The organism is Streptomyces sp. NPDC043908 (assembly GCF_056435525.1).
This window is the reverse complement of sequence record NZ_JBWKEI010000011.1, coordinates 272,542-285,108: the sequence shown is the minus strand read 5'-3', so window position 1 is coordinate 285,108 and position 12,567 is coordinate 272,542. Positions and strand designations below refer to the sequence as shown.

Annotated in this window: 6 protein-coding genes; 5 read left to right on the top strand and 1 reads right to left on the bottom strand. The window is 70.6% G+C overall.

The features are described 5' to 3' along the window. Positions 1-526: 526 nt before the first annotated feature. The 4 genes from AC069K_RS24830 (at position 527) to AC069K_RS24815 (ending at position 10,227) form a co-directional block, all read left to right on the top strand. On the top strand, positions 527-4,942 hold the full coding sequence (locus tag AC069K_RS24830) for a ricin-type beta-trefoil lectin domain protein (protein WP_478620062.1): 4,416 nt from the start codon (positions 527-529) through the stop codon (positions 4,940-4,942). An 89-nt stretch (positions 4,943-5,031) separates the two neighbouring features. Continuing rightward, a complete protein-coding gene (locus AC069K_RS24825) occupies positions 5,032-5,493 on the top strand; it encodes a hypothetical protein (protein ID WP_478619928.1) in 462 nt (153 codons plus the stop codon). Positions 5,494-6,336: 843 nt separating this feature from the next. Next, positions 6,337-7,224: a bis(hydroxyethyl) terephthalate hydrolase gene (bdeA, locus tag AC069K_RS24820; RefSeq protein WP_478619925.1), complete on the top strand. Its 888-nt coding sequence runs from the start codon at positions 6,337-6,339 to the stop codon at positions 7,222-7,224. A gap of 171 nt (positions 7,225-7,395) precedes the next feature. After that, entirely contained in the window at positions 7,396-10,227 is a 2,832-nt protein-coding gene (locus AC069K_RS24815; RefSeq protein ID WP_478619922.1) for a helix-turn-helix transcriptional regulator, read from the top strand. Positions 10,228-10,325: 98 nt separating this feature from the next. On the opposite strand, the gene AC069K_RS24810 is transcribed toward AC069K_RS24815, so the two are convergent. Beyond that, complete coding sequence (locus AC069K_RS24810; RefSeq protein ID WP_478619919.1) at positions 10,326-11,525, bottom strand: PucR family transcriptional regulator; 1,200 nt, start codon at positions 11,523-11,525, stop codon at positions 10,326-10,328. A 179-nt stretch (positions 11,526-11,704) separates the two neighbouring features. Here AC069K_RS24810 and AC069K_RS24805 point away from each other — a divergent pair, with 179 nt between their 5' ends. After that, positions 11,705-12,523, top strand: a complete 819-nt coding sequence (locus AC069K_RS24805; RefSeq protein WP_478619916.1) for an ABC transporter ATP-binding protein — start codon at positions 11,705-11,707, stop codon at positions 12,521-12,523. Positions 12,524-12,567 lie beyond the last annotated feature (44 nt).

The following is a 12,567-nucleotide window of genomic DNA, read 5'->3' as shown; positions in this document are numbered from 1 at the left end:
GTTGTGTGGCTCCTACTTCTTTTGTTTTTCCTCCCGATCCCTCCCCCCCCCCCCCACCCCCCCCCCCCCCCCCCCCCCCCCCCCCCCCCCCCCCCCCCCCCCCCCCGCGTTTGCGGGTTGCTGGAAATCGGACAGCTCCGCCCTGCGCCCCCACCGCTGACGCACGCCCCTATCTCACAGGAACAGCACAGAATCCCCCTGGCCTCGCAGGTGGACGCCAGTCCCCGGTGCCGCTGCCGACAGGAGGCGGATTCGGACAGATGAATCGAACGCGTGTCCTAGGTGGTGGTGTCGTGGCTACGGTGGCCCGCATGCACCGAGGGTCCTGACCGATCCGCCGTGGGTGCACGATCAGCAGCGGCCGGGGGAGCAGTTGTCGCCTATGAGGGCGAGGTGTGCCTTGGGTCGCGTCGGCCTTCTGATGAAAGGCACCGTTTTGCGTTCGAGATCACCCAACCCCTTCTTACCCAGGCCGGGCCAGTCGGCCCTGACTGCCCGGATCATCCTTTTTCTGACCGCCGTCGCCATGGTGGTCGGCGTCCCGGTACGGCCCGATCCGGCAGGAAGTGACGCCCGGGACCCGATGAGCCTGGTCGCGGATTCCTACGACGGCTACGACACGAAGGCCGCTGAACAGCTGCGCGAAGACCAGTGCGTAACAGCTGATGCCCTGCGCAAGGGCGGCCCCAGCATGTACGCCCTTGCACAGGACGCGATCGGGCTCCCGCCCGATCAGCTGCACCAGAAGGTCTACCGGGACCTCATGTCCGACAAGACCCCTCTGATCCAGGCACGCAATGCGGACCGGGACAGCACCGACCAGTGGCTGAAGAAGGTCAGCGACCAGGAGCGAGCATGGTCCGGTGCCGTCAGCGGACTGAGCTACCCGCACCCGCCGCGCGGAGGCGGAAACATCTTCGAACAGGTCGGGCTGCTTCCGTGGCTCTACCAGTCATACGCGGATGACGTGTGGAACCCGCTCTACGACCCGTCACCGACCGCCGACGAGAAGACGAAGGCCGCCGCGCTGGCGATCGGTGACCCGCTGTACACCACAGCTGGCACCCCGCAGGAGCAGCAGGCATGGGCGCTGTGGAAGAAGAACTCCGGAAAGGTCGAGGAGAACCAGTGGTTCATTCCGCGGGTGTTCGCCGATGATGCCCGGATCTTCCTGTCCTCGGGTGGCTTCCCCACCACGGCCCCGGCGCCGGACAGTCCTGAGTTCCGTATCGCGGTCGAGGACTTGAAGGCCCGTTTCGCTTCGTGTTCCTGGCACGACCCGGTCGACCCGAACCGGATTCTCGGCAAGGAGGTGGGGCAGGCGGCTTCGGAGTGGCAGCAGGAGATCGTCTCGCAGGCCGCCCAGCGCCAGCAGATCCTTTCCTCCAGCTCGACCGCCGCGAGGGCGTTGCAGGAGGGCACGTTCGCCCTGGGCAAGCTGCTGGGGCAGTCGTGGGTCGCGGACTACTCCACCCGTTGGCTGGACTACTCCACCGAGGGTGGTCTCGGTTGGATCGGTGACGCCTCGAACGTGATCAAGGTGGTGGCCGCTCCGGGCAAGTGCCTGGACGTCGCGGGGGGAAGCAAGGACAACGGCACTCCCGTCCAGATCTGGACCTGTAACAACGATCCGGCGCAGGACTGGCGGCTGTACACCGACGACTCCGGTCTGCACTTGATGAACGTCGGCTCGCTGAAGTGTCTGGATGTCAACGGTGACGGCACTGCGGACGGCACGAAGATCCAGATCTGGGGCTGCAACCAGTCGCCGGCCCAGACATGGGAAGCCAACGTCCGCGCCACCACCAGTCTGAAGAACACGGGTTCGGGCAAGTGCCTGGACCTGCACACCCTCACTAACAGTCAGGACGCCTTCCTTTACCCGTGCAACGGCTCCGACGGGCAGAAGTTCAAGGTCTCCCCCAAGGGGCACACCGGTTCCGCTTCCAAGGCTGACGTCGACAAGGCGAAGGCGAACATCACCACCGCGCAGACGGAGGCGAAGAAGCAGCTCGACGCTGTCCGCGTCCAGTTGGAGGCAGCCAAGAAGGCTGCCGCGAGCTCCACCACGGCGCAGCAGGCGGCCTATGGGATCGCTGATCAGAGCGGGGCTCCGCGGGGCCGGGGTCTGATTGTCGGGCAGCAGAAGGACCAGGTCACCCAGGGTGCTGTCGCAGCGTTGGAGGCGATGGTCAAGGCCGGGGAGACTGCGGAGGCCGCGACCCGTGCCTCGGCTGCTGACAGCGACACCATCACCCAGCGGGCCCTGGCGCAGGCGGCGCAAGTACGCGCTGAGTTCCGTAAGAAGGCTGCTGAGACGGCGGAGTTGCAGGCCAAGGCTGCCTGCGATGCGGCCAAGATGCACCGAGACAACGCCAGGACGGACGCGGAAACCGCGAAGGCGAAGTTGGCCGATGCGGTCAAGGCCGAGGGCGAGGCGAAGGCCGCCGCAGCGCAGGCCCACGCCAAGCGGCTTGCAGCGGAGGCCGAGGAAGCCAAGGCGAAGGCGGAGAAGGAGACGGCTGCCGCCAAGCAGGGCGAAGCCAATCAGCACAAGCAGAACGCCCAGACCGAGGCCGGGAAGGCGAAGGACGCCAAGGACAGGGCCGAGGCCGCTGAGCGGACCGCCAAAGGCAAGCGGGATGACGCGGTCAAGGCCCGCGACAAGGCCGTGGAACTGCGGAGTGATGCCTACAACGCCGAGCAGAAGGCCGACGCCGCCCGTGTCAAGGCCGATGCCAAAGAAGCCTACGCCGAGTCACTGGACGCCGGTGAGGCCGCCGATGCCGCGCGCAAGGCGGCGGACGAGGCCGCCGGTGCGGCAAACGATGCCAAGGCAGCGGCCGCCCGGGCCCGTACCGAGGCCGATGCCGCCACCCAGGCGGCAGCCGAGGCCGATGCCGCGGCCACCAGGGCGGAGGCAGCAGCCAAGCGGGCGCGCGCGGACGCGGATGCCGCGCAAGCCGCGAAGCTGAAGGCCGACGCGGCCGTCAGGACGGCCACCAGCGCCACCGCGGACGCCATCGCAGCAGCTCAGCATGCGGCGGCCGAAGCCGCTGCCGCGGTCAAGCAGGCCAACGAGGCGACAGCGCAAGCGAAAACGGCTAAGGCCAATGCCGACGCCGCCATGAAGGAGGCGCTCACCGCACGTGTCGCCGCGGCGAAAGCCGCGGGCTTCGCCCACGTCACCGCGCAGGCCGCGGCCGATGCCACGACGGCCGCCCGGCAGGTCGCCAAGCCCGCCAACGACGCCGTCCAGCTCGGCGGCCCGTACGCGGACACCGACAGCACCGCCTCCCTGGTCGTGCTGACCGGGCAGGCGTCCAGGACGATCGCCGAGCAGCAGCAGGCCGTCGCCCAGGCCCACGCCGACAACGCCAAAACCGAGGCCGAGGCGGCCAAGGACATCGCCAACCAGGCCCAGGGCGACATGAAGGAGGCATACCTCCACGCCGCTAACGCAGCGGCGTACGCGGCAGAGGCCAGAGGGTATGCGAAGGAAGCCCTAGGCTACTCGGCACAAGCCGCCGGATACGCGGCCGAGGCCGCCAAGTCCCTGGCCCGCACGGTCGAATACGACCGGCAGGCCACCGAGGACGCGGCAGCCGCCGACAAGGCAGCCGGCCGCGCCGAAGGCTACGCCAAGGAAGCACGAGAGTCCGCCGACCAGGCTGCCCTCGACGCGGCGGCAGCACGCGAGGCCGCAGCCCAGGCCGCGCAGGCAGCCAAGGACGCGGTAGCAGCGGCCGACCGCGCCAACACCGCAGCCAACGAAGCCGAACAGGCCGCCAAGGACGCCGCCCAGGCCGCCAAGGACACCCAGGCCGCAGCCCAACGAGCCGAGACGAAGGCGAACAACGATCAGATCAAGTCCGGTGCCACCACTGGCATCGGTGACGTCTTCTACGTCGTCGACAGCATCGAAAGCGTCGGCGAACCGGATGATGTCAAGAAGGACAACTGCAACATCATCTTCCACACCGGCGACTGCACGGTCACCGCGACCGTCCACTTCAATGCCGTCGTCGATCTCTACCTGTGTACCGCCGAGGACATGGCCCAGTACGGGTGCCCCGCAGCTGACACGTTCTACCTCGGCCGCCAGACACTTCCCAACCTGAGCGACACAGTCACCCACACCCTCACGATGAGCCAGTTCAATTCGGGCATCAACCCCGTAGAGATCCTCCTGGGCGACTTCATCGCCTGCGCCCAGAAGATCGCCCCGGGCGGAGCGAGTGGAAGTTGGGCCGGATGTGCCTGGGCTGCGAGCTGGTTCGTCGGAGGCAAGGCGCTCCAAGAGATCGCCAACGGTCTCCACGCATTCAACGCCTCCCTCAAGACAGGTATCGGCTTCACTGACGCGTGGAAGGGCCTCCGCACCCTCGGTCTGTCCGACGAGGTGATCGCGGGCATCGGGACCAAGGTCGCCCGGGCACTCTCCGACGCGTGCAAGACCCCTGCCCTTCCGTCACGGGTCGCCCGGGCCGCAGCGGCCAGTCTGCGTTGCTGGGTCGAGAAGGGAGGGCCTGGGGTATGGGAATGGGTCAAGGAAGGAGGCAAGAAGCAGAGGGCCATCGACTACGAGGTACAGATCACTGGTGTACCCAGCGGCTTCGGGTACGTGATCCACGACACGCCGAACCCGAAGGGATTCGTGAAGTTCGACGGCTACAAGAACGGTGTCCTGCTTGATCCTAAAGGCCCCGGTTATGCGAACTTCGTCGAAAACGGAGAGTTCGTCGCGAAACCATGGCTCAACATGCCCAAGGACCTGGTCGAGCAAGCGGGGCGTCAGCGGGACGCGTTGAAGGCTGCAGGCGTGAACATGCCGATTCGCTGGGACGTTGCCGAGAATGAGGCATACGTTGCGATGAAGAAGCTGTTCGCCGACGAGAACATCACCTGGATCACCCTGGTGCACACGCCCCCAGTGGGTTGAGCAAGGCTGTGGTCCGGCACCCGTCCCGACGGATGGGTGCCGGACCCGCCAGGTAGTCTCCGCATCAACCGAAGAATCGGATGGTCCCCATGAGTGACACCTACCTCTCCATCATTCCCACCGACCCGCACTGGCAGCCGAATCCAGATGGTGCTGCTCTCGCGGAAACCTTCATGAAGGAGCTGTGTCCGAACGCGGCGGGAGAACCCGAGGTGCACCGGCACGACCGGCCTGCCTTCGTGAACGCCGGCGCCAACCTTGAGACCATCTCATGCCCCCGATGCGGGAAACAGCTCGACTTCCAAGGATGGTGGATGCCCCGAATGGACGAGGCTTACAACGGCAACGGTTTCTCGGACCTTCGAGTGTGTACGCCTTGCTGTGGCGCAGACACCACTCTCAATGACCTCACATACGACGGCGCATGCGGATTTGCATCCTTCGAAGTCAAGATTCTGAACCCCAACAAGTCCGAGCTGACGGACGTAGAACTAGCCACGGCCGGACAAGCGCTTGGCCACCCCGTGCGACAGGTATGGGCCCATATTTAGCGCGGGCGGCATTCCACTCATGAGCCACGAGCTGTGGATCCAACAATTTACTGACGGTGAACCCGTAGCACCCGACATGGACGATGCCACTCCAGAGAAGACGACCGACAACGCCAGGAACTTCTGGATTCGAGCCGTCGGCGAGTCTGGCCACTCTCGGCAACCAAGGAAGCGTGATCGACAGCGACTTCGGTGACCTGACACCCGAAGACGTAGGGCTCAAGCATGTCACCGCGGAGGTGGCAGAGGTGCGGTCCAGGCTGGCTGCCCGGGTGTGCGATGAGCTGCGAAGGGCCGGTCTGCCGGCCTGCCTGCGCACGGTCGGCGACCAGCCACCAGGAGCAAAGGTCGACGTCGATCCCTTTGAGGAAAGTCCGGGAGTCGACGTCCACTGGAACTGCGATCTGTCTGTTCACGCCGAGTTCGACACGAGCTGTCCGGACGGGGGCCCTGCCTTCCAGTACTTCATACAGGCGGCAGGTCATGTGCAGACCGCCGTGATCGGGATTCTGCGCTCCGCCGGGTTCACCGTGGAACGGGACGACATGGATCCGCTCGCCCTGTGGATCTTGCCGCCCCCCCCTGCGTGCCCCGTTCATCTGCGGGGCCCTGCCGAGACTTTGACTTCGGCAGCGCTGCCAGACGGCACCTGCGCAGGCCCGAGCCCTCGTGCCGCTGCGAGGCACGCCCGTCCCCGCGTGACCGGCCATTTCACCGATGCCTTCCCCCGGCGCCGCCCCGACAGTGACGGGGCCGGTCCACACCGGTGCGCCGGTCGTTTCTGCGGTCGGCGTCGCGCAGCCCACGTCATGACGGCACACGACTCGAGAGGACGGCTCCGTCGTGAAACGACACATCGCCGCCGCCGCGGCCCTGGCTTCCCTGGCCTTCCTGGCCGCACCCGCCGCCACTGCCTCGACCCCTTCCGCCACCTCCACCGCCGCGGACAACCCCTATGAGCGCGGACCGGCGCCCACCGTGGCCTCCATCGAGGCGGTCCGCGGGTCCTACGCGGTCTCCCAGAGCAGCGTCTCCGCCCTCTCGGTCACCGGGTTCGGCGGGGGCACCATCTACTACCCCACCTCCACGAGCGACGGCACGTTCGGCGCGGTGGTGATCGCCCCCGGCTTCACCGCGTACGAGTCCTCCATCTCGTGGCTCGGACCACGGCTCGCCTCGCAGGGCTTCGTCGTCTTCACCATCGACACCCTCACCACGCTGGACCAGCCGGACAGCCGGGGCCGCCAACTCCTCTCGGCGCTCGACTATCTGACCCAGCGGAGTTCGGTCCGCAACCGCGTCGACGCTTCGCGGCTGGGTGTCATGGGCCACTCGATGGGCGGCGGAGGCGCCTTGGAGGCCGCGAAGAGCCGGCCCTCGCTCAAGGCCACCATCCCGCTGACCGCCTGGAACACCGACAAGACCTGGCCCGAGATCAACACCCCGGCCCTGATCGTGGGCGCCGATGGCGACACGATCGCCCCCGTCGCCACCCACTCGGAGCCCTTCTACGAGACCCTGCCGGCCTCCCTGGACAAGGCCTACCTGGAGCTCAACGGGGCCACCCACTTCACCCCCAACAGCTCCAACACGACGATCGCGAAGTACAGCATCTCCTGGTTGAAGCGGTTCATCGACGACGACACCCGTTACGAGCAGTTCCTCTGTCCCCTGCCACGGCCGAGCCTGACGATCGAGGAGTACCGGGGCACCTGCCCCCTCGGCTCCTGACGGGCCGGAGGTCCTCGCCGCGCACCGCGGACAACCTGAGTGGCACGGGTCCGGGCGCCCGGACCTGTGCCACTCAGGTTGTCCGCGTGCACAACGGATGAGCCCGAGGTGTGGTCCCCGGCCCAGCGCCTGCCTCTTTCCTGGTCACTTACCGGCCAGTACGGTGATGGCGTGAGTGGAGCATCGAGGGTCGCCACTGCTCCGCGGCTGTACGACCGTACGTCCGAACTCGCCGCCGTGGCGGAGCTGTCGGCGCGGGCCGCCGAGGGGAGGGGCGCCGTCCTGCTGGTCACCGGACGCCCGGGCACCGGTCGGACCGCACTGCTGGACCAGGCCGTACGGGACTCCCGGATCCGGGCCCACCAGGTGGCCGCGCCCAGCGGCAACCGCGTCCCCTGGAGCGGGGTACGCGCCCTCATGTCCGCCCTCGCCCCCACTCCCTCGGCCGCGCGACGTGCCCTGCGGGCGGCCCGTGGCCCGGGCGGCGTACCCGGCGCGCTGGCCGCCCTGTGCCCGGGCGAGCCGCTGCTGCTCTGCCTGGACGACCATCACCTCTGGGACGCCCACTCCCGCACCGCGCTCGACGCGGCCTGGCGGGGGAACACGGGGCCGTGGGCATGGGTCGTCTCGTTCGCGGCCTATCGGCGGCCCCCCGACGTGCCGGGTGCCCGGCTGCTGTCCCTGGGGCGGCTGAGCCACGAGGGAGCGCGGACCCTGCTCGACGACGTATGCCGGTTGCCCCTGGCCGCGTCCTTCCGCGCGCGCCTGCTCGACGAGGCCGCGGGCCACCCCGGTGTCCTGACCGCGACGGCGGCCCGTGTCCGCGCCGATCCGGAGCGTGGAGACGGCCCCCCGGGCCCGGTCACCGACGACGCCTCACTGGCGCAGGTGTACCGAGGGCTCCTCGACTCCCTGCCGGCGGAGTGCGGGCGGGTGCTGACCCTGGTGGCCGTCGCCGGGGAGCCGCAGCCCGGCACGGGGCGGCCGGATCCGGTGGCCGGGGGGCCCGCCGCCGTCCGCCCGGTCGGCGCGGACGCGGTCCTGGCGGTGGCCCGCGCCGTGCGCGCGTCGTCCGAGGCGCTGGACCGGCTGGTCGCCGACGGATTCCTGCGCGGTACCCGGGAAGCACTCCGGTTCGACGACCCCTTTCTGCGGCGCGCGGTCCTGGGTACCGTGCCACCGCCTCGGCGCCGGGAGCTGTACGCCCTCTTCACCCGTACCGCCGGAGGCCGCCCCGGAGCCCGCTTCTGCGGCAGGAGCGGGCCGGTGGGCGGGGACGACGCCACGGCGGGGAATCGTGCGGCGGCGGCGCGTACGCCACACCTCGCCACACCCGTCGCGAGGGCCTCGGTCCCGCCCGGGGCCGGGATGCCCGCCCCGCCCCGCGCTCTTGGAGTTCCGGCCCGATCCGGGCCTCCTCGCAACGTTCACGACACAGGCCACCGGTCCGACCGGCTCCGGACGGGCATGGGCATGGGCGGGGCGACCGGCGACGTGCGGGCCCCGGAGGGCGCACGGGTACCGCCGGATGTGCTGCGCGGCAGGGCCGAGCTGGCGCGCGGGCTGGCCGGCTTGGGCGGCGGGCCGGTCGGGGACGCCCATCAGGTGCTGCTCCTCGCCGCCTCGTTGCTGCGCAAGGCGGCACCCGAGGAGGCCTCGGACGCACGGTCCCTCGCCTTGGAGGCGGCGTGGGCGGCCGGGGACCCACAGGCCTGTGCGATCGCTCTCGGCGGGGGCGACTTCGGCGGCGAACGCACCGGATCCCCCGACGGCGTGGACACGGTGGAGCGGGACTTCCGTGACGGGATGTGCGCCGCGCTCACCGTGCGGCTGGAGGAGGCGCGGGCGCCGCTGGCCCGGGTCGTGGCCCGCGACGGCGCGTCCGACGAACCGCGCCGCCTGCTGCGCGCGGGCGCCGCCGCCTTGGTGCTGGGGGACGCGCCCGCCGCCGTACGCGTCCATACCCGCGCCCTGGCCACGCTGCGCGCCGCATCCGGGACCGCGCTCCTGCCCCGGGTCCTGGAGCATCTGGCGTACGCCGAGTTGCGAGCCGGACAGCACGAGCGTGCCGCCGCGCACGCCAGGGAGGGGCTCCGTACGGCGGAGTCGGCCGGGCAGCGCAACGCGGCCGCCCACCAACACGCTGTCCTCGCCCTGGCGGCGTCCGTCCGGGGCGACGCCCCGGCCGTCGTGGAGCACGCGCACCGTGCGCTCGGGACCGCCCGGGCACACGGCCTCGTCCAGGCGATGACGCTCGCCGAGTGGTCGATCGCGCGGGCCGAGCTGGCGGGCGGGCTCGCCGCGCAGGCCGCGGCGCGTCTCGCGCCCCTCGTCCAAAGGGGGCCGCGCGGCGGCCACTTCGCCCTGCGGATGCTCGTGGTGCCCTGCTTCGTCGAGGCCGCCTGCGCGTCAAACCAGGAGCTCGAAGCCGGTGCCGCGGCCGAGGAGTTCGCGGTCTGGGCCGGGCTCGGCTTCGATGCCCAGGCGCCCGCCCAACTGGCCCGCTGCCGGGCACTGCTGGCCGGGGGAAGCGACTGCGCGGACTGGTACCAGGAGGCGGTGCGGCGACACGAGGAGAGCGGCAACGACTTCGAACGGGCCCGGACCCTCCTCGCGTACGGCAAGTGGCTGCGCCGGCGCAGGCGTCTGGTCGAGGCCCGGGGTCCGCTGAGCGACGCGCTGGTCACCTTCGAACGCGCGGCCGCCGAGGTGTGGGCCGACCAGGCGCGGGCCGAACTGCGGGCGACCGGAGGGGCGGCGGGCAGAAGGGCCGTCCCCGGTGCGGCGGGCGAGCTGACCCCTCAACAGCAGCGCATCGCCGGGCTGGTGGCGGCGGGGGCGACGAACCAGGAGATCGCCGACCGGCTGTCGCTGAGCCCCCGCACGGTCGACCACCACCTGCGGAACGTCTTCGCCCGGCTGGGAGTCCGCTCCCGCGTCGAACTTTCGGGGCTCCTGCTCCTGTCCCCCGCGCCGGGGGACGGCCACCGCTTCGACCGGTGACCCGAGGGGGCCCAGGGGTCCGTTCTCGCCCCTTCGTCCGAGGCGGCCGCCCGGGCGGGTGCCGTACGGGCTCAGCACCCCGCGGCGGTCGTGCGGTCTCAGCACGAGGCCGTCAGGCGGAAGGCGTCCAGGGCCAGTGTCATCTCCGTGAGGTCCCTCGGCCGGGACAAGGAGCGGGACGTCAGCTGCTCCAGGCGGCGCAGCCGGTTGAAGACCGTGTTGCGGTGGCAGTAGAGCCGAGCCGCCGCGCGTCCCGCCGACCCCTCGCACTCCAGCCAGACGTCCAGTGTCTCCAGCAGAATCGTGCGGTCGGCCGGGTCCAGTTCCAGCAGGCTGCCCAGAACGTCCCTCACCAGAAGGCCCGCCAGCTCCGGCTGTCCTACCACCAGGGCGCCCGCCATCCGGCGGTCCAGGCGGACGATCTGCCGTGAGTCCGGCGGGCTGGTCCGCAGGGCCAGCTCCGCGAGCCCGCGTGCCCGTCCCAGCTCCGCCAGCCCCGTCACCACCGGGCTGATCCCTCCGGGCCCCGGGCAGCCCCCGTCGAGCAGCTCGGACAGCGCGTCCAGACCGACGCCCTCCGCCAGCGACGCGACCCCGATCTCGCAGTCCGCGCCCATCCGCCACAGGAAACGGACGCCCGTCCCCCGCACCCGCCGGTGGAACGGCTCGGGGACCTCCCGCCGATCGGGCCGCAGCACCACCACCGCGTACCGGCCGTGCTCCGGCAGGTCCAGGCCGGCCGCCGCCCGAGAGGTCACCTCCGGCGAACACTGGCCGTGCAGCAGCGCGTCGAGGAGCGCCTGGAGCTGCTCGTCGGTACGCCGCCGCAGCTCCCGTTCCGTCGCCCGGTACGCCTCCGACGCGGTGTCCGCCTGTGCGTCCACGGCCTGCCAGACCATGGTCGCCGACTGGGTCAGCACCGCCAGCCTCGACGGGAACGCCGACGCGTCCTCGATCAGTGCCTCCCACACCAGGTGACCGGCGTGCCGGTAGGCGTGCACCACCAGCTCAAGCGGCATCCCCTGCTCGGCGCGCCGGCGCCCCAGCTCGTCGGCGTGCTCCAGGTCCCGGCGTGGCGAGTCCCGCGGTGCCGAGATCGTCTCGATCCCGATCCGCAGCGCTTCGTGGGCCTCACGCCAGTGCTGGTCGTGCGGCACGATCCGGCCGTACGCCGGCTCGTACTCGTGCAGCTCTCTCAGGTGCTCGTCCACCAGCTCGGGCAGCCGCTCCAGAAGCGCCGTACACGCCTCGGCCAACAGCTTCCAGTCATCGGCGGTCCGTGGTCTGCGCCGTCCCATGCCCGGAGGATGCCACCGCCTCCCCCTTCCCGACAGGCCCCTGACACGCGGTGTTGTGCGCGTGCACAACCCGTACCGGCGCCCGCTGGTCACCGGCAGCGTTTCGGCCGCCACAGGTGGACGGGGGGCCACCGCGGTGCTGGGGTGAGCGCCATTGCACAGGCCACGGAAGGGGAACCATGGGAGGGACCGGACTCGCCCTGGAGGTCACGGACCTGACGGCGGGCTACGGACCGGTATGCGCCCTGAGGCGGGTGTCGCTCACCGTGCCGGAAGGTGCCGTCGTCACCGTTCTCGGCGGCAACGGGGCGGGGAAGTCCACTCTGCTGAGGGCTGTCTCGCGCACCCTGTCGTTCCACGCTGGGGCCGTCACCTCCGGCACCGTCGCCTTCGGCGGCCGGCCGATCGGAGGGCTGGCTCCGGACCGGGTTGTAGCCGCCGGGGTCTCCCAGGTGCCGGAGGGGCGGAAGGTCTTCGTCCGGATGACCGTGGAGGACAATCTGCGGGCGGGGGCGCTCGGCGCGCGGGGCGACAGGAGGGCCAAGGCGTCGGCCCTGCGACGGGTCCACGAACTCTTCCCCGTACTCGCCGACCGGTCCCACCAGCGCGCCGGACTGCTGTCCGGCGGTGAACAGCAGATGCTCGCCGTCGCACGCGCGCTGATGGCCTCGCCGAAACTGCTCCTCCTAGACGAGCCCTCGCTGGGCCTCGCCCCGCTCATGGCGGCCCGGATCGCCGACACGATCCGCGAGATCAACGCCCAGGGCACCTCCGTCCTCCTCATCGAGCAGAACGCGGCGCTCGCGCTGCGGCTCGCCGACCGGGCGTACGTCCTGGAGGTCGGCGAGGTCGCCCTCTGCGGCCCGGCCGCCGAACTCGCCGCCTCCGGCGAGGTACGGCGCCGCTACCTGGGCGTCGTCGACGAGACCGCGGCGGCGGACGCCTCGGAGGTCTCCGTCGCGCACCCCGTGCTCGCCCGCTGGGAGGAGACCCGATGAGCGAGCCCGCCGCCCGGGGCCCGGACCCCCTCCGCCCCGCGAAG

Bases quoted from the DNA above. Each gene is read 5' to 3' on its own strand.
- AC069K_RS24830 (WP_478620062.1), top strand. From the start codon at position 527: ATGGTGGTCGGCGTCCCGGTACGGCCCGATCCGGCAGGAAGTGACGCC.
- AC069K_RS24825 (WP_478619928.1), top strand. From the start codon at position 5,032: ATGAGTGACACCTACCTCTCCATCATTCCCACCGACCCGCACTGGCAG.
- AC069K_RS24810 (WP_478619919.1), bottom strand. From the start codon at position 11,525: ATGGGACGGCGCAGACCACGGACCGCCGATGACTGGAAGCTGTTGGCC.
- AC069K_RS24805 (WP_478619916.1), top strand. From the start codon at position 11,705: ATGGGAGGGACCGGACTCGCCCTGGAGGTCACGGACCTGACGGCGGGC.